Annotated in this window: 13 protein-coding genes; 12 read left to right on the forward strand and 1 reads right to left on the reverse strand. The window is 71.6% G+C overall.

The genetic code is table 11. The features are described from left to right. Positions 1-22 precede the first annotated feature (22 nt). The 12 genes from ACFU9P_RS22505 to ACFU9P_RS22560 all read left to right on the forward strand — a co-directional run bounded on the left by ACFU9P_RS22505 (position 23) and on the right by ACFU9P_RS22560 (position 15996). Entirely contained in the window at positions 23-634 is a 612-nt protein-coding gene (locus ACFU9P_RS22505) for a hypothetical protein (protein WP_384083598.1), read from the forward strand. Next, positions 631-1308, forward strand: a complete 678-nt coding sequence (locus ACFU9P_RS22510) for a hypothetical protein (RefSeq protein WP_376372464.1) — start codon at positions 631-633, stop codon at positions 1306-1308. The genes ACFU9P_RS22505 and ACFU9P_RS22510 overlap by 4 nt, the downstream gene beginning before the upstream one ends. Positions 1309-1316: 8 nt before the next feature. Then, a complete protein-coding gene (locus tag ACFU9P_RS22515; RefSeq protein WP_384083601.1) occupies positions 1317-1661 on the forward strand; it encodes a hypothetical protein in 345 nt (114 codons plus the stop codon). Further along, on the forward strand, positions 1654-2793 hold the full coding sequence (locus ACFU9P_RS22520) for a hypothetical protein (RefSeq protein WP_384083605.1): 1140 nt from the start codon (positions 1654-1656) through the stop codon (positions 2791-2793). The genes ACFU9P_RS22515 and ACFU9P_RS22520 overlap by 8 nt, the downstream gene beginning before the upstream one ends. A 45-nt stretch (positions 2794-2838) precedes the next feature. Continuing rightward, positions 2839-3366: a phage baseplate assembly protein V gene (locus tag ACFU9P_RS22525; protein ID WP_384083608.1), complete on the forward strand. Its 528-nt coding sequence runs from the start codon at positions 2839-2841 to the stop codon at positions 3364-3366. Positions 3367-3404: 38 nt separating this feature from the next. Then, a complete protein-coding gene (locus tag ACFU9P_RS22530) occupies positions 3405-3749 on the forward strand; it encodes a hypothetical protein (protein WP_384083611.1) in 345 nt (114 codons plus the stop codon). Continuing rightward, positions 3746-4123, forward strand: a complete 378-nt coding sequence (locus ACFU9P_RS22535) for a GPW/gp25 family protein (protein WP_384083614.1) — start codon at positions 3746-3748, stop codon at positions 4121-4123. The genes ACFU9P_RS22530 and ACFU9P_RS22535 overlap by 4 nt, the downstream gene beginning before the upstream one ends. Continuing rightward, positions 4120-7317, forward strand: a complete 3198-nt coding sequence (locus ACFU9P_RS22540; protein WP_384083617.1) for a putative baseplate assembly protein — start codon at positions 4120-4122, stop codon at positions 7315-7317. Before ACFU9P_RS22535 ends, ACFU9P_RS22540 begins: the two co-directional genes overlap by 4 nt. Further along, entirely contained in the window at positions 7314-11111 is a 3798-nt protein-coding gene (locus ACFU9P_RS22545; RefSeq protein WP_384083619.1) for a putative baseplate assembly protein, read from the forward strand. Before ACFU9P_RS22540 ends, ACFU9P_RS22545 begins: the two co-directional genes overlap by 4 nt. Then, complete coding sequence (locus ACFU9P_RS22550; protein WP_384083622.1) at positions 11108-13330, forward strand: hypothetical protein; 2223 nt, start codon at positions 11108-11110, stop codon at positions 13328-13330. The genes ACFU9P_RS22545 and ACFU9P_RS22550 overlap by 4 nt, the downstream gene beginning before the upstream one ends. A gap of 172 nt (positions 13331-13502) precedes the next feature. Beyond that, a complete protein-coding gene (locus tag ACFU9P_RS22555; RefSeq protein WP_384083625.1) occupies positions 13503-15065 on the forward strand; it encodes a DUF6519 domain-containing protein in 1563 nt (520 codons plus the stop codon). Positions 15066-15108: 43 nt separating this feature from the next. Continuing rightward, complete coding sequence (locus ACFU9P_RS22560; protein WP_384083627.1) at positions 15109-15996, forward strand: peptidoglycan-binding protein; 888 nt, start codon at positions 15109-15111, stop codon at positions 15994-15996. Positions 15997-16135: 139 nt separating this feature from the next. Here the strand turns inward: ACFU9P_RS22560 and ACFU9P_RS22565 are convergent, their stop codons facing one another. Next, positions 16136-17824 carry an IclR family transcriptional regulator C-terminal domain-containing protein gene (locus ACFU9P_RS22565; RefSeq protein ID WP_376372494.1) on the reverse strand — a complete coding sequence of 563 codons (1689 nt, stop codon included), beginning with the start codon at positions 17822-17824 and terminating at the stop codon, positions 16136-16138. Positions 17825-17855: the final 31 nt, after the last annotated feature.

Consider the following 17855-nt stretch of genomic DNA (forward strand, 5'->3'; position numbering starts at 1 on the left):
TTGCCCTGAAGGAAGAGCATTCATGTCAAAGAAGATCCGCTTGGTTCCTAAATCCGGGACAGGTCGCACGGATATCGAGCACTTGGCCGAGCAACTGGACTGGACCTATCACCAGAAAACACCGAAGGGGGAACAGACTCCATTTGAAATCATCTGGCTCTCTACCGATCGTGGCGCTGCGATCCATTGGATCGAGGACCATCTGATTCGTGTCGATTACCTGCTGATCCAGGGGCCTGATGTCGACCCAACGCTCGGGGAGCTGGAATCACGACTAGATCTTCACAGCTCCGAATCGCTGCAGGATTTGTTCGACGGAACGCGCGACGGTTCTGCCGTGATGGATGCCCTGCACGTGCTAGGTGTGCATTGTTCCGGACCATTCGAGCCGGATCTCTTCGCGCTATTCCGCTGGTCTATGCACGACCCGGACCCCCTCGTGCGCCGCGTGGCGCTTCTCATGGTTTCACTTACCAATTGGAACGAATTTATTCCGTTGCTCGACTACATCAGAAAGCACGATTCGGTCGAATCTGTACGTGCACAGGCAGAGACGATTTTCGACGTAATGTCCACTCAGCTGAATGCTGCTAGGCAAGCCAACCAGGAATCGCAAGACAAAGGTGGCCAATGACTCGCTACGCGGATATTCCCAAGCCCATCCGGTCAGGGATCGTCATCGTCGACCCCGAGCGCGGCACCCCCCAGCGCATCATCGTGCTCCAGTTCAACCCCGACACCCTCGAACGCTCCGTCGCGCCCCAGGCCGCCGGCGGTGGAGGTGATGCCGGGGGCGGTGGTAGTGGAGGGGACAGAAACGAGGCCCTGCGGCTCAAAGGGCCTGCTCAGGAGACCTGGAAGTTCACCGCCGAGATCGATGCCACCGATCAGCTCGATGTCGCCGCTCCCGATGGGATTCATCCTCAGCTTGCCGTGCTGGAGATGCTGGTGCAGCCCACCACCGCTCAGCTCCGCGCCGCCTCCCGGTTGGCGCAGAACGGGTCCATTGAGATCAGTCCCATTGAGACGCCACTGACGCTGTTCACCTGGGGCAGCAAGCGGGTGATGCCCGTGCGGCTCACGGAACTGTCGGTGAATGAGTCGGCCTTTGATGTGCGGCTGAATCCGATTCGGGCCTCGCTCAGTATCGGGCTGAAGGTGCTGACGGTCAGTGATCTGCCCGCCGGGCATCCGGGGGCCGAGTTCTATCTCGCGCATCTCGCGCAGAAGGAACGGCTCGCCGGGGCCGTTGTCGGCGGGGGGATCGGGGCGCTCGGGCTCAGTGGCGGAATCGGGACGGGGAGGTAGCGGACACCGTGGTCGAGCCGTATGAGAGTGCCTGGGACGGGATACCCGGGGCCCATCCGTACCCTCGCTCCAGCCGGTATCACGATGCCGAGATCGGGGTCCACCGGCAGCCGGACGGGACCGAGGTGCGGTACGCCAAGCGGCGGTTGCTCCCGGCCCTGAATGAAACGGAGACCGCGCCGCACACCGTCAGCAGTGGCGAGCGGCCCGATCAACTCGGGCAGCGGTACTTCGGCGATCCCGGGCAGTGGTGGCAGATCGCCGATGCCAATCCGGTTCTCGATCCCGGTGAGTTGACCGACGAGCCCGGACGCACGATCGACATTCCGCTGCCGGGTGGGTTCCGTGGCTGACGAACCCATCGGGAACGGTCCCGTACACCTCACCCTCCACATGGGCCCCAAGCTCACCCGCCCCGTTCCCGCCGAGGTGACCGAGGCGCTGCTCTCCGCGCAGATCACCACAACCGCCGGGGAACGGAGCGGATTTCAGATCGCGTTCGATCTGACCAAGAAAGGCCTGATCACGCGGCGGCTGCTGCCCGAGGGGTTCTTCGATCCCCGGACGCGGGTGATTGTCACGGCCACCGTCAAAGGGACGCCCACCGTGCTGCTCGACGGGCTGATCGTGCGGCAGGAGGTCGGCGCCAGCAACCAGCCGGGGCAGACCACCCTCACGGTCACGGGCGAGGACCTCACCCTGCTGCTGGACCTCGAAGAGCGGACCGACCGGTATCCCAATCTCGCGCCCTCGCAGCGCGTCGAGCGGATCCTCGCCAGGTACGCCGACTACGGGATCGACACGCGCATCATCCGCGAGCAGATCCAGCAGCCGCCCAACGAGCAGCGCCGCGTGGACTATCAGACCGGGACGGACCTCCAGTACGTGAATGAGCTGGCCAAGGCCAACGGGTTCACGTTCTATCTCGATCCCGGGCCCGTTCCCGGCCGTTCCACCGCGTTCTGGGGGCCCGAACAGCGCCTCGGGCAGCGCCAGCACGCGCTCAACGTCAACATGGACAACAACTCCACCGTCGACCAGCTCACCTTCGCGTACGACGGAACCGCCCGCGAGGAACCGCAGGCGCGCGTGCAGGACCCCAAGTCGCGCGATTCCACCCTGCTCGCCCAGCCCGACATCAGCCCGCTGCGGCCCCCGCTCGGACTGCGCGCCACCCCGGCGCTCAAGCGCAGAACGCTCTCCGGCACCGCCAAGATGGACCAGGGGCAGGCTGAGGCCACCGCGCTCGCCAGGGCCGCCACCTCCGCCGACGCGATCTCCGGCTCCGGATCGCTGGACGTCAACCGGCACGGGTACGTGCTGCGCCCGCGCGAGCTGGTCGGGGTGCGGGGCGCCGGGTTGACGTACGACGGCGACTACTACGTCAAGTCCGTCACGCACAACCTCAGGCCCGGCTCGTACCAGCAGAACTTCACGCTCTCCCGCGAGGGCCTGATCGCCCGCGGCAGAACCGTGCGCCCGTAAGGACCCCACACCCGAGAAACAGCACAGACCAGGAGACAACGCCCCATGGCGGCACCGAACAGCAACCGCTTCCTCGGCAAGTTCCGGGGCCGGGTCATCGACAACAAGGACCCGCTCAAGCTCGGGCGTATCACCGCCCAGGTCCCGGACGTGCTCGGCGACGAGGCGTCCACCTGGGCGCTGCCCTGCCTGCCGTTCACCGGGCGCCGGTCGGGCCAGTACGCCGTGCCGGAGATCGGCGCGGGCGTGTGGATGGAGTTCGAGCAGGGCGACGCCAGCTTCCCGGTCTGGACCGGTTGCTGGTACGGGGACGCCTCCGAGCTGCCGCCCCGGGCGAGCGCCGAACTGCCCGCGTCCCAGCCGGTGGTGATCCAGACGCCCGGCGATCACAAGCTGGTCATGTCGGACGTGCCGGGCGGTACGGGGATTCTGCTGGAGGCCAAGGGCGGGGCGTACATCCAGATCGACGAGAAGGGCGTGACGGTCGGCAACGGCAAGGGCGCGTCGATCGTGCTGATCGGCGACGAGGTCAACATCAACGAGGGCCGGCTGATCGTGCCGAAGAAGCGATAGCGACAGCGATGAGGACCAACAGAACGGGGAGCAGAGTCTTGTCCGGCAACGGCAATCTCGTGAACGGCGGGTCTGCCATCAACTGCCCGCACGGCGGCCGGGTTTCACCCCCCTCCGCCCCGTCGTCCGCGGTACGGATCGACGGCCGGCCCGTGCCCACCGCGACCGATGTCTTCACCGTCAGCGGCTGCCGGCACACCGTCGACGGCGTACCGCACCCATGCGTCTCCGTGCGCTGGACGCCGGACCGCGACAGTGTGCTGATCGACGGCGCGCCCGTACTGCTGCACACCACGAGCGCGCTCTGCTTCAGCGCCGCGCTGGTGCCGCAGGGTCCGCCGGTCGTCGGCCACGCGGCGTCGCGGGAGGTGTCCTCACGATGACGAGGGTGCGGAGCGACATCGCCTTCCCCTTCCGTACCGACCGGCGCGGCCGCACCGCGCACGCCGCGTACGACGCCCATGTGCGCGATCTGATCGAGCAGTTGCTCTTCACCTCGCCCGGCGAGCGTGTGATGCGGCCCGACTTCGGGTGCGGTCTGCTCGATCTTGTCTTCACCCCGAACAGCCCGGAGCTGGCATCCGCCCTGGAGCTGTCCGTACAAGCCTCGCTCCAGCGCTGGCTGGGTGAACTCATCGAGGTGGAGGCGCTGGACGTGGTGAGTGAGGAGAACGTGGTGCGGGTGTATCTGCGGTACATGGTGCGCTCCACCGCGAGCCGGCGCGACGAGGTGTTCGAGGGGAGTGGTCCGGCATGAGCGGGCCCGGAGGACAGGTGGAGTGCCGTACGGGCGGGCGGCGCGCGCGGGTACGGGCCGCGCGGCTCGGCGGTGTCGACGCGGTCGAGGCCGGTGACGACGGGCTGACCCTCACCGTCACCTTTCTCGGCAAGGCGCCCCACGGTGTGTCCCCGGAGAATGTACGGATCGACGGCGGCCGCCGGATCACCGGTATCGAGGCCGTCGACGTGGCCGTCGAGCGCGAGGAGGACCCGGAGCTGGACGACCGGCTGTTCGTCACGCTCGACCGTACCGGCGACAGCTCCCGCTACCGGCTCTCCCTCGTCGACACCGATCCGTACGGTCGGCCGGGCACCGAGCCGTTCCCCGGCTTCGACCAGCGGTATTTCCAGGCCGAGTTCACCTTCCGCCCGGACTCCCCCGGTCCCGTCGTCCCCTTCGACCGCGCGGACCACGAGCCCGGCCCCCACCGCCCGTACCCGCCCGCACCGGTCATCGACTACACCGCGCGCGACTACGACACGATCCGACGGCTGATCCTGGACCGGCTGGCGCTCACCACCCCCGCGTGGACCGAGCGCAATGCCGCCGACCTCGGCATCACACTGGTCGAACTCCTCGCCCACACCGCCGACCGGATCAGCTACCAGCAGGACGCGGTCGCCACCGAGGCGTATCTCGACACGGCCCGCCGCCGCGTCTCCGTACGCCGCCATGTGCGGCTCATCGACTATCCGATGCACGACGGATGCAACGCCCGCGCGTTCGTCGCGGTCGAGACGGTACGTCAACTGACCCTGCCGGCCGGTACGTTCCGCTTCGCCGCGGTCGACGTCCGTACGCTGGGCCCGCGCGACCGGCCCGAGATCGGCACCGTCATCGACGACCGGGATCTGGCGGCGCTGGAGGAGCGCGGTTCGGTGGAGGTGTTCGAACCGCTGATGGCCGAGGAGCCGCTGGTGCTGCGCCCCGCGCACAACACCATCCGCTTCTGGACCTGGGGCAACGACGTGTGTTCGCTGCCCGCCGGTGCCACCGCCGCGACACTGAGAGACGCGTGGACGGACGAGAAGTGCGAAGACCGCGCACTGGATCTGGCGCCAGGTGATCTGCTGCTGTTCGAGGAGGTACGGGGGCCGCGCTCCGGTACGCCCGGTGACGCCGATCCGGCGCACCGGCAGGCCGTACGCCTCACCTCGGTCACCCCGCTGGTGGACCGGCTGGCGGACCAGCCGGTCCTGGAGGTCACCTGGGCGCGGGAGGACGCGCTCGCCTTCCCCTTCTGTCTGTCCACACGCGGTGGAACGGACTGTGAGCCGGTCGGTGATGTGAGTGTGGCGCGCGGCAATGTGGTGCTCGTCGACCACGGCCGGTCGACGGCCTTCCAGGGAGGCGAATCCGACACACACGGAAGCGGAGCCGAGACGGTCACGGTGCCGCCCGCGCCCGCCGTACCCGGCTCCTGCGATCCGCCGAGCTTCGACTGCTGGGACCGGAACGCGGGAAACGCGACGGCCGCGCTCATCAACTCCCTTCTGGAGCAGACCCGTCACGCACGTGCGCTGACAGCACATCAGATCCGGGAACTGTTCACTGTCGTCGGCGAGGACGCGACCGTACGGGCCGGTCTCGGGCTTGAGCGCGCGGGCCGGCGGACCGAGAAGGTCGTCCCCGGCACCACCTACGCCCAGGCGGAGGCCCTCGCCACCCTGCTGGCGCAGGTGACCTATCCCGGGATCCGGCCGCGCTTCAGGCCGGTGCTGGGCCGCTCGCCGGTGGTCCAGGCCGTACCGTTCCCCGAGCCCCGCCAGGTCTCGGCCGGGCAGGCCGACCGGCTCGCGGCGATCCCGGGCCGTGTGCGGCAGCGGCTGGTGGAGCTGTGGCGCAGCGCCCGCGACCGCGACGGCCTCACCGAGCCCGAAGTCGCCGAGCTGACAGTGCTGTTCGGGTTACGGCTGCTGGAGCGGCTCGAACTGCGCCGCCATCCGGTCCGTGCGCTGCGCGAGCTGCTGCACCGGAGCGAGCGGCTGCTGGCCGCGAAGCTGCGCCGCCTTGAGGTGCTGACGGCGCGTGCCCGCGCGGGCACGGTGCTGGACGGCGGGATCGCCTGGGAGATCGCGCACACATGGGGCGGTGCGTACGCGGCCGGGCTGCACCCCGGTGAGCCGGTGCTGCGCGGCCCCGCCGCCGCGCTCGTCCAGGACCCCGGGGCCGCGCTGCCCGCGGTGACCGTGGCGGACGGCGACGAGCGCTGGACTCCCCGGCGCGATCTGCTCACCAGCGGCCCCCGCGACCGCCACTTCGTCGGTGAGCTGGAGGACGACGGCAGGATCGCGCTGCGCTTCGGCGACGGACGGCACGGCGCGCGGCCGAGGCCCGGCACCCTGCTGGATGTGCGCTACCGCCTCGGCGGCGGCACGGCGGGCAATGTCGGCGCCGAGGCCATCAACCATCTCGTACTGGCCCGTGACCCCGACGCGACCGACGCCGGGGAGCCGATGCCGGTGGCGGGGGTACGCAATCCGCTTCCCGCCGTCGGCGGCACCGAGCCCGAACCCGTCGAGCAGGTACGGCAGTTGGCCCCGCTCGATCTGAAGCGCTCGCGGCTGCGGGCCGTCACCGCCGAGGACTACGCGGCGCTGGCGTCGAAGCTCCCGGGGGTGGCGCGGGCCGCGGCGGAGATCCGCTGGACCGGCAGTGTGCGGGAGGCGCATGTCGCCGTGGACGCGCTGGGCTCCGGCGAGCCCTCCCCCGCGCTGCTCGACTCGGTGTCGTACGCCCTGGAGAGCTACCGCAGGATCGGCCACGATCTGGTGGTCGCCCCAGCCCGTGCCGTACCGCTGGACATCGTCCTCGCGGTGTGTGCCGCGCCCGGCCGGCAGCACGGGCAGATCCTGGCGGAGTTGTACGGGCTGCTGGGCAGCGGGCGGCTGTCCGGCGGGCGGCCCGGCTTCTTCCATCCCGACGCGCTGACCTTCGGCGAACCGGTGCGGCTCAGCCGTCTGGTGGCCGTGGCCGCCGCCGTCCAGGGCGTGGAGAGCGTACGGGTGACCCGGCTGAGCCGGCTCTTCGACGCCGATCCGCTCGACGACACCGCGCTGGAGGCGGGTGTGCTGCGGCTCGGCCCGCTGGAGGTCGCGCGCTGCGACAACGACCCGGACCGGCCGGAGAACGGCCGGCTGACGATCGAACTGGGCGGAGGTCCGCGATGACCTGCACACACGCCGGCTGCGGCTGCGGCGGGCACGACGAGCGGCACGCGCCGGCGCCCCTCTACAACCCGCCGGGCCGTTCGGCTCTCGACTACCGGGTCGGTGAGTACGGCTCGTTCCTGGCGGCGATGCTCGACCGGCTCGCCTCCCCCGCGTATCCGGCGCTGCGCGGGCTGACCGTCCGTACCCCCGACGACCCGGCGATCGGGCTGCTGGACGCGTGGGCGGTGGTGGGCGATCTGCTGACCTTCCACTCCGAGCGGATCGCCGACGAGGGGTATCTGCGCACCGCCGGCGACCACCGCTCGCTGGTGCTGCTGGGGCGCCTGGTCGGGCACCGGCCGCGGCCCGGGATCGCGGCGGACACCTATGTGGCGTACACACTGGACCGGGATCCGCGTGCGGAGGACCTGCCGGTGCTGATCCCGCGCGGGGCGCGCAGCAACAGTGTGCCCGCCTCCGCGACCGAGGAGTCGCAGGCCTTCGAGACGAGCGAGGACCTGACGGCCCGCTGGGCCTGGAACGAGCTGGCGGTCCGCAGGCGCCGCCCGGCCCGGCTCACCCCCGACGATCTGCGCCGCCGCTCGGAGATCGACATCTCGGGGACCGGCACCTCTCTCCAGACCGGGGACAAGCTGCTGTTCGTCTTCGGCGGGGAGGAGCCGGACGCCGGCGGGCAGCGGCTGCTGCTTCCGGTGGCGCGGATCCGGATCGACCGCGAGGGCGATGTGACGGCGATCGGGCTGCCGGAGTCCGCCCCGCCGACGCTGAGCGAGCTGGTGGCGGAGGTGCGGAAGTGGATCGCCGAGGACGAGCGGGAGGGCGAGGGCGGGGAGCCCACCCCGGACCGTCCCCATCCCCGGCCGGTCAGCCTGATCATCGAGGAGTTCGACGCGCAGGTGCTGGCGCCCCTGCGCGCGGATCTGGACGGGATCACCACCCCGGCGCAGTTCGCCCGGCGGCTCGCTGATCCGTACGAACGGCTCGCCGAGGCACAGGCGGTGGCCGCCCCGTACGAGGAAGTCAGCGCCTGGTTCGAGCGGTTGGAGGCGGTGATCGGTGAACTGATCGAGCGCGCGGGGGAATTGGCGCCCTCCCAGCCGGTGGAGCCGGACTCGCCCGCCTCGCCGGACAGTTCGGCCGCCATGCTGGCGCTCGGCGCCGTACTGCCCGCCCTGCGCGGTCGTACGGCGGGCGCGCCGCCGGGATCCCGGGCACGGGCGTACGATCCCGGGGCGCTCTTCGCACCCGGCTCGGACCTCGGTGCGCAGATGCTCGCCGCGCTGGATCCCCGGGTCGCGGACGGACTGTACGCGGCGTGGCGCAGCGCCACCTCGCCTGCCAGGGCCAGGGCCGCCGCCCCAACTCCCTTGCCCGGCCTGCTTCGTGAACTCCAGGCCCTGCGGGTGACCGCCGCGCCGTTCGGCGCGACCGCTCCCCTCAAGCCGGTCCAGGACGAACGGGGCCGGGTGATCCGGCAGACGGACTGGCCGCTCAACGGCTCAGCACTCACCACCATGCGCGTGGTGTACGACACGGCCGGCCGGGTCCCCGTACGCGCGGAGTTCCAGCACACGGAGCTGGGTTCCTCGGCGCAGCGTTCGGAGAATCTGCCCGCGGAGACCAGCTTCGAGCTGCCGCCGGGACGGGTCACGCTGATGACCCGCTCCGCCCAGGACCGGGATCTGAGCTGGCTGGCGCGGCGCCCGGCCGACTCCCAGGAGCCGGGCGTGACAGCCCAGTTGGAGCCCGGTCTGCCGGAGCTGAAGCTGTTCGTGTCCCGGCCCGGCGAGGACGGGCGGGTCCATGTCGGCGTACAGAACGGGGACCCGCTGGACTGGTATCTGTCCCCCGGCGAGTACAAGCGGGCCGCCCACGGCGGATTCGAGGTGCACGCGCGCTACACCGTCGGCGGTGAGCCGCCGAATGTCGAGGTCGGCATCGTGACCGTGCCCGAGCGCGCCGATCTCCATGTCCTGCCCCTCGACTCGGTGCAGGACGGGATCACGGTGGGGAGCTGGGTGGCCGTCGAGCGGCCCCGCAAGGGAGCCGAGGGGCCCGACGGCATTCCGGGCGACAGGAAGCTGGCGTCGGTGACGACCCGGGTGACCGCTGTGCGCACCGCCGCGTACACGAACTACGGCATCACCGGCCGGGGCACCGAACTGACGCTCGCCGACCCATGGCTGGACAAGCACGATGTGCTGCTCTCGATGATCCGGGACACCACCGTGCACGCCGGCGGCCAGTCGCTGCGCCTCGCGGGCGAGCCGCTGGGCGAGGATGTGCACGGCAATGAACTCGAACTGGCGGAGCTGTACGAGGGGTTGCGGCCGGGGCGCCATCTCGCGGTCTCCGGCGAACGCACCGACATCCCCGGGACCGCGGGGGTGCGCGGCACCGAACTCGCCGTCGTCGCGGCGGTGGAGCAGGAGATCGATCCGCTGCTGCCCGGCGACCATGTCCACACAAGGCTGGTGCTCACCGCGGATCTGGTCCACCGCTACCGCCGGGACACGGTCCGTGTTCAGGGCAATGTGGTGCCCGCCACGCACGGTGAGAGCCGCGACGAGCCGGTCGGCAGCGGTGACGCCGACCGGACCAATCAGACGTTCACCCTGTGGCAGTCGCCGCTGACCTGGCTGCCCGCGGACAGTCCGCTGGGCGCCCGGCCGACGCTGGAGGTGCGCGTCGACGGTCTGCTCTGGCACGAGGTGGACAGTCTGGCGGGACGCGGTCCGCGCGACCGCGTGTATGTCACGGGGACGGCCGCGGACGGGCGGACAACGGTGACCTTCGGCGACGGTGTGTTCGGCGCGCGGCTGCCCACCGGGCACGAGAACGTCCGGGCCCGCTACCGCTTCGGCACCGGCCGGGCCGCCAATCTGCCGGCGGACCGGATCACCCAGGCGGTGACCCGGCCGCTGGGGGTCACCGCGGTCACCAACCCGCTGCCCGCGACGGGCGGTTCGGACGCCGACGGCCCCGGGCTGACACGGCGCACCATCCCGCTCGCGGTCTCGGCGCTCGACCGGCTGGTGTCGGTGGCGGACTACGAGGACTTCGCGCGCTCGCGGGCGGGCATAGGCCGCGCCTCGGCCCGTGAACTCTTCGACGGGCGGCGCCGGGTGCTGCATCTCACGGTCGCCGGAGTCGACGACATCCCCATCGCCGAGGACTCCGAGGTGCTGCGCGCGCTGCGCGCCTCGCTCGCCCGGTACGGCGACGCGCGCCTTCCGGTACGGGTGGATGTGCGCGAGCTGGTCCTGCTGCTGCTCGCCGCGCGGGTGAAGGTGGCCCGCGACCACACCTGGACGGTGGTCGAGCCACGGCTGCGGCAGGCACTGCTCCATGAATTCGGCAGCGGGCGCCGGGAGTTGGGCCGTCCGGCGGTGCTGTCGGACGTGCTCGCGACCGCGCACCGGGTCCCGGGGGTCGACTACATCGATGTGGACGTCTTCACCGGGGTCCCCGCGTCCGTCACGCCGGACGAGCTGAGCGGGCTCGCGGGCCGGCTCGGCGAGCCGCGCACGGCGGTCCCGGCGCGGCTCGCCTCGTACGACGAGACCGTCCACCGGGTGACGGCCGAGGAGGGCGAGACGCTGACGCGGGTCGCCGTCCGGTACGGCATCTCCCTGGCCGAGCTGCTGCGCCTGAACCCGGACATCACCGACACCCGGCGGCTCGCGAAGGGCCGCGCGGTGTGTGTCTTCCGTGGCATCAGGCCGGCCCAACTGGCCCTGCTCTCACCGCGGGTCGCGGACACACTGATTCTGACGGAGGTCACCGTATGAGCAGGGAACCGGACGGGCTCGCGGAGCTGCTGCCGCAGTGGCACCGGCTGCGCGACGCCCGGACCGGCGGCGGAGCGGGCGGGGGCGGCGAGCCGCTGCGGGCGCTGCTCGCGGTGATCGCCGAGCAGGTGGACCGGGTACGGGACGGGGTCGAGCAGGGTTACGAGGACTGGTTCGTGGAGACCGCGGCGCCCTGGGTGCTGCCGTACCTCGGCGATCTGGTCGGTTACACCCCGCTGCCCGGCTATGAGCGGGTCCAGGCGAAGGGCCTCAACGGCGGTACGGGCGCGGGTGGTTCGCGCGAGCTGCTCGCCGAGGCGCTGGCACCACGCCGCGATGTCGCCGCGACCGTCGCCAACCGGCGGCGCAAGGGCACCCTGGCCCTGCTGGAGGAGCTGGCCGACGGAGTCGCCGGGTGGCCGTCACGGGCCGTGGAGTTCTCCCGGCTGGTCTCGCATCAGCAGCCGGTCGGACTGTACGGGTCCGGGACGGCGGCCGTGAACGCGCGGCGGCTGGGGCGCGGCCGGCTCGCGGACGTTCGGGAGGGCGCGGCGCTGGATCTGGCGGGCGGTCCTTTCGGTACGACCGCCCGGTCGGTGGATGTACGGCGGGCCGGCTCGTCCCGTACCCAAGGGGGCAACTCCCCCGCGGGCGTGGGCCTGTTCGTGTGGCGGCTGAAGCCGTACCACGTGACCGGGGCGCCCGCGTACTGCGTCGACCGGGCCCGTAACCTCTACACCTTCTCGATCCTGGGCAATGACACTCCGCTGGTGACAAGGCCGGTGCCCGAACCGTCGGCCACGCATGTCGCGACGATCGACAACGTACCCGCTTACATCCGCCGCAGGCAGTTGGCCGACCGGCTCGCCGACTACTACGGGCCTGGCAAGAGCTTCACCATCCGGTGCGACGGCCGTGAGGAACCGGTGCCGCTGTCGGACCTTGTGGTGGCGGATCTGACGGACTGGCGCTACCGGCCCAAACGCGGGCAGGTGGCCGTGGACCCGGTGCTCGGCCGGATCGCGTTCGGCTCACGCTCCGCGCCGCGCCAGGGTGTCTGGGTCAGCTACCACTACGCGTTCTCGGACGACACGGGCGGCGGCGAGTATCCGCGTGACCGGGAGACACCGCCGACGGCGGCCGTCTACCGGGTCGGGCCCGGCCAGGCCCACCGGCGGATCATGGACGCGTACGGCGAGTGGCGTGACGACCGGCGGGCCGGGCGCTGCGGTCCGGACGGAGTCATCGAGATCACGCACAGCAGCGCCTATCAGGAGCAGCTCGACTTCGATCTCGAACCCGGCGACCGGCTGGAGCTGAGAGCGGCCGAGGGCACCCGCCCGGTGATCCGGCTGCTCGACTGGTACAGCAACCGCCCGGACGCGCTGAACATCCGCGCGCAGGAGGACGACGGAAGCAGGAGCGGGAGCGAGGCGGCTTCGGCTCGGGCTCGGGCTCGGGCTCCGCGGATCGTGCTGGACGGACTGCTGGTCACCGGGCGCGGCCTCCATGTCAGCGGACCCGTCGGCGCGGTGGTGCTGCGGCACTGCACGCTCGTCCCCGGCTGGTCGCTGGAGCCCGAGTGCACCCCGCACTCCCCCGAGGAACCGAGCCTGGTCCTGGACAGGACCACCGCCTGCGTCGCGATCGAGCGGAGCGTCCTCGGCACGATCGAGGTGATCGGCGACGAGGTGGGCGACGACCCGCTGCCGATCCATGTCCGTGACAGCATCCTGGACGCCACCGGCCATGACCGGGCGGCGCTGTCCGCCCCGGACTGCCGTCACGCCCATGCCGTCCTGCACGCCTATCGCACCACCGTCATCGGCGAGATCCACACCCACGCGGTGGAGATCGCCGAGGACAGTGTCTTCACCGGGCGGATCCGGGTGGCCAGGCGCGGCACCGGCCGGCTGCGCTTCTCGTACGTACCGCCCGGCTCGCGCACCCCGCGCCGCCATCGCTGCCAGCCGGATCTGGTGGGGAGCGAGGACGCGGAGCGGGTACGGCCGCTGTTCACCGGCGAGCGGTACGGCACGCCGGCTTACGGGCAGCTCGCCGCCGGCTGCGCCGAGGAGATCAAGCGGGGCGCGGAGGACGGCTCCGAGATGGGCGCCTTCCACGATCTGTACCAGCCGCAGCGCCTGGACAGTCTGCGGGCCCGGCTGGCCGAGTACACCCCGGCCGGCACCGACGCCGGGATCTTCCACGTCACCTGACCGCCCGGGGCCGAGCGCCGAAGCCCGCCACCGGGCACCGATCCGCCGAGCACGCTCCGGACCGCACGTACGACCCGTAAGCCACCGAGCGCCCCGTACGACCCCAGCACCCGCGCACCACCCGCCCGCACCGGACCGACGGACGCAGAACTTCCGAGGGGGACCCCTTCCCATGCACGCAGACATCTCCCGGCTCACCTTCCGCCCCGACCGGCACTACTCGGCGGTGATCGCCCAGCAGGGCCGGGTCCAGCTCGACGCGGACGCCAATGAGCAGGCCGCGATCCAGCTTCTCCAGGCCCGTACCGTCGCCGCCGATCTGATCGGGCAGCACGGCGGCCCGCGCGGTGCCACCGGCTTCAGGGTGGGTTCCGTACGCGGCGGCCGGGAGCTGGACGATCTGTCGATCGGCGGGGGCCGCTACTACGTCGACGGCATCCCGCTGGACGCGACGCGCCCGCTGCCCGGCGTTCCGGTGGTGGAGGACGGGCAGCAGGCCGAGGACGGCGAGGCGGCTCCGGAGCCGCCGGCCACCTGGACGTACTGGGACCAGCCGGACGCGTACCGGGACCCGGAGCGCCCCGGCGACCGGCTGCCCGCGCAGTTCCCCTATCTGGTCCATCTGAAGGTGTGGGAGCGTTCGGTCACCGCGGCCGAGGATCCGCTGCTGCGCGAGGTGGCGCTGGGCTCGGCGATGCCCGACACCGCGGCCCGGCTGAAGGTCGTCTGGCAGGTGCTGCCGCTGGCCGCCGGGCAACTGGAGCTGGCGGACGGGGCGTCCAGGGACGAGGTGCGCGCGGCGTTCGACAAGTGGGCGCGGGCGCAGGCGCCGACGGCCCGGATGGCGGCGCGCAGCCGACGGCCCGAGCACACCGACGAGGACCCGTGTCCGGTGCCGCCGGACGCGCAGTACCGGGGCCCGGAGAACCAGATGTACCGGGTGGAGATCCATGACGGCGGCACGGCCAAGGACGCGACGTTCAAGTGGTCGCGCGAGAACGGCTCGGTGACCTTCGTCGTCGACGGACTCGACGGCACCTGGGCCGAGTTGGCCTCGCTCGGCGGTGACGACAAGCTCGATCTGAACGTCGGCGACTGGGTCGAGCTGGTCGACACCGCCTACATCAGCAGGGGCGAGCCGCTGCCGCTGCTGCGGGTGGAGGAGGTCGATCTGCCGGGACGGCGGGTACGGCTCTCCGGCGAGCCCGATCCGTCGGTGGGGCGGCGCCCCGGACTCCATCCGTATCTGCGGCGCTGGGACCACCCGTCGGGGGCCCGGCACACCGGCGGCCACGGGCCGTCGGGCCGTACGGGACGGGGTGCCCCGAAACTGCACCATGGCGCGCTGCGGATCGAGGAGGGCGGCTGGCTGCCGCTGGAGGACGGGGTTCTCGTCTATTTCGAGCCGGGGAAGACCTATCGCTCCGGTGACTTCTGGACCGTACCGGCCCGTACCGCCACGGGCGATGTGGAGTGGCCGACGGACGCGGCACGCCGTCCGCTGCTGCGGTCGCCGGACGGGATCGAGGTCCACTACGCGCCACTGGCCTGGGTGCCCGGCGAGGGCTCCCCGGTGGATCTGCGGCTGTCCTTCGGCCCGCTGGCGACCCCGGTCCCCGCGGCGGACGAGGGCGAACTCGCGGCGGAGGCCGCCGCCGAGGAGGAGGCTTTGGCCGCCGAACTGGCCGCTTCCGACAGCCACGTGACCGGAACGGACGAGCGGAACGGGCAGTAGGGGCCTGAGAATTGATACATCGCACTTGGGAAGGAGCACCACGATGGCAACTCCTCTGACCGCCGCGAAACTACTCAAAGCCCTGAAGGACGAGGGCCTCACCGTGGTCGAGCACCGGAGCTGGCGCACACACAACCGCAATCACAAGGGCCCGTGGGGGCCGCTGCACGGGGTGATGATCCATCACACCGTCACCTCGGGCACCCAGAGTTCGGTGGAGCTCTGCTACAACGGCCATTCGAGCCTGCCGGGTCCGCTGTGCCACGGTGTGATCGCCAAGGACGGCACGGTCTATCTGGTCGGCAACGGCCGGGCCAATCACGCCGGTTCGGGGGACGACGAGGTCCTGCGGGCGGTGATCAACGAGTCGGCGCTGCCCGCCGACAACGAGGCCAACACCGATGGCAACCGCTATTTCTACGGCTTCGAGTGCGTCAACCTGGGCAATGGCACGGACCCTTGGCCGGCCGCCCAGTTGGAGGCGATCGAGAAGGCCGCGGCCGCGATCTGCCGTGCGCACGGCTGGACCCACCGCTCGGTGATAGGGCACAAGGAGTGGCAGCCCGGCAAGATCGACCCGCGCGGCTTCACCATGGACTCGATGCGCGAGCGCATCAGAGCACGGCTCGGCGGCAAGCCGGACGGACCGTCCGCGCCACCTCCGCCCAAGCCCCCGGCGAAGAAGTACGAGCCGTTCCCCGGAGCCGCCTTCTTCGCGCCCGGCCGGCGCAGCGCCATCATCACGGCGATGGGCAAGCGGCTGGTGGCGGAGGGCTGCGGGCGCTACGCGGTCGGGCCGAGCCCCGACTGGTCGGACGCCGACAAGAAGTCGTATGCCGCCTGGCAGCGCAAGCTCGGCTACTCGGGCAGCGACGCGGACGGCATCCCGGGCAAGACGAGCTGGGACAAGCTGAAGGTGCCCAACGTCTGAGGGTGCGGGGCCCGTCGGCCCGCCGTACCGCTGCCGTGCGTCCGCGCGTATGTACGTACGGATCCGGTACGGCGGCGGTACGGCGGACGCGAGCCCCTGCATCGCCCCTGCCCGGCCCCCAGCCCGCAGCCCGGCCCGGTCAGGCCGCGGGGATACGGCTGAACCGCCCGGCGATACGGAGATCCGCCTCGATACCCCCTGCCGTGGCGCGGAGTTCGGGCAGCACTTCGGCCAGGCACCGCTCGACGGAGCGACGGCTGCTGTGCATGGCGACATTCACGGCCGCCACCGCGCGCCCTGTCCGGTCGCGCACCGGTACGGCGAGGGAGCGCAGGCCCTCCTCCAACTCTTCATCGACCAGGGCGTATCCGTCGTGCTCCACCCGCTCCAGAAGCGCGGCCAGCTCCGCCCGGCCGGTGACCGTGCGCGGGGTCAGCGCGCGTGGTTCGGTGCGGGCGAGCCGGGCGGCCCGCTCCTCGGGCGGCAGCGCGGCCAGCAGCACCCGGCCCATCGAGGCCGCGTACGCCGGAAAGCGGGTGCCGAGGGTGATGTTGACACTCATGATGCGGCCGGTGGCGACCCGTGCCGTGTACTGGATGTCGTCGCCGGTGAGCACCGCCAGGGACGCCGAATCGTGCACCTTCTTGACGAGCGCGGTCAGATGCGGGGTGGCGATCTCGGGCAGTGTGGTGCGGGAGAGCGTCGGATAGCCGAGCGCGAGCACCCGCGGGGTGAGCCGGAAGGTCCGGTCCTCCGCGACGACGAGGCCGAGGTGTTCGAGGGTGATCAGGGCGCGCCGGGCGGTGGCCCTGGCCAGCCCGGTGGCCTCGGCGACGGCGGTGAGTGTCAGTTCGGGGCATCCCTCGCCGAAGGCCGTCACCACGGTCAGGCCGCGGGCCAGGGACTCCAGGAACTCCGCGCCGAGCTGCTGCTTGGAGGCGCTGGTCCAGTCGGCGAGTCCCGCGGGCGGGACGTCGGGTGCCGGGCCGGCCGTCCGTAGCGTACGTTCCATGCTGGCCACGGCTTCCCTTACCCGTGGCAGCAGCGAGTGGCGCAGTGAGTCGGCGCTGTGCCTGCTGGTGTGGCTGACCGCGCTCACCGCGCAGACGGTACGCCCGTCCGCGTCCCGTACGGGGACGGCCAGGGCGATCAGCCCCGGCTCGATGAGCTGGTCGTCCAGGCCCCAGGCGCGCTCGGCCGCGCTCGCCGTACGCTCCTCGAAGCCGGGCCCGCCGGAGTCCGGGCCGCGCGGCGGTACGGCGGGGAAGCCGCGGTCCTCTGGGTCGGCCGCCCGGCGCTCCCGCCACCGTGCCCACTCCGTCTCGTCCCAGTCCGCGGCGAACAGCGGTCCTGGCGCGGTGCGTTCGGCGGGCAGCAGATCGCCGATGCGGAAGGTGAGCGACATCGCGCGGCGCCGGGTGGTCTGGTGCACGAAGCGGATGCCGTCGGCGTCGGGCACGGCCAGCGAGACCGACTCGTCGAGTTCCTCGGCGAGCCGCTCGGCGAGCGGGGCGAGAAGGGCGGGGAACCGGCGGGCGCCCAGATAAGCGTTGCCCAGCTCCATCAGGCGGGGGGTGAGGGCGGCGGAGTGGCCGTCCAGGCGGAGGTATCCCATCCGCGCGAGGGTCGCGGCGATCCGGTCGGCGGTGGAGCGGGCGAGGCCGGTCGTACGGACCAGATCGCTCAGGGCCGCCCTGCCTCCGGCGTCGCTGATCGCCCGCAGGACGGCGATCCCGCGCATCAGCGGGCCGACGGCCTCGGGGGGCACGGGCTCGGCGGGTGCCGCCGGACCGGCGTGGGTCGTGGCGGCGGGACGCAGGGCGGTCATCGGCTCTCCGGTGCAGGGCGTTGACACGCGT

Source organism: Streptomyces sp. NPDC057617, from assembly GCF_042800555.1.
In the GTDB taxonomy this organism is placed as follows: domain Bacteria; phylum Actinomycetota; class Actinomycetes; order Streptomycetales; family Streptomycetaceae; genus Streptomyces.

Excerpts from the sequence above, each read along its gene's own strand:
- ACFU9P_RS22550 (WP_384083622.1), top strand. The coding sequence starts at position 11,108 with ATGAGCAGGGAACCGGACGGGCTCGCGGAGCTGCTGCCGCAGTGGCAC.
- ACFU9P_RS22565 (WP_376372494.1), bottom strand. The coding sequence starts at position 17,824 with ATGACCGCCCTGCGTCCCGCCGCCACGACCCACGCCGGTCCGGCGGCA.
- ACFU9P_RS22525 (WP_384083608.1), top strand. The coding sequence starts at position 2,839 with ATGGCGGCACCGAACAGCAACCGCTTCCTCGGCAAGTTCCGGGGCCGG.
- ACFU9P_RS22560 (WP_384083627.1), top strand. The coding sequence starts at position 15,109 with ATGGCAACTCCTCTGACCGCCGCGAAACTACTCAAAGCCCTGAAGGAC.
- ACFU9P_RS22535 (WP_384083614.1), top strand. The coding sequence starts at position 3,746 with ATGACGAGGGTGCGGAGCGACATCGCCTTCCCCTTCCGTACCGACCGG.
- ACFU9P_RS22510 (WP_376372464.1), top strand. The coding sequence starts at position 631 with ATGACTCGCTACGCGGATATTCCCAAGCCCATCCGGTCAGGGATCGTC.
- ACFU9P_RS22505 (WP_384083598.1), top strand. The coding sequence starts at position 23 with ATGTCAAAGAAGATCCGCTTGGTTCCTAAATCCGGGACAGGTCGCACG.
- ACFU9P_RS22555 (WP_384083625.1), top strand. The coding sequence starts at position 13,503 with ATGCACGCAGACATCTCCCGGCTCACCTTCCGCCCCGACCGGCACTAC.
- ACFU9P_RS22540 (WP_384083617.1), top strand. The coding sequence starts at position 4,120 with ATGAGCGGGCCCGGAGGACAGGTGGAGTGCCGTACGGGCGGGCGGCGC.
- ACFU9P_RS22545 (WP_384083619.1), top strand. The coding sequence starts at position 7,314 with ATGACCTGCACACACGCCGGCTGCGGCTGCGGCGGGCACGACGAGCGG.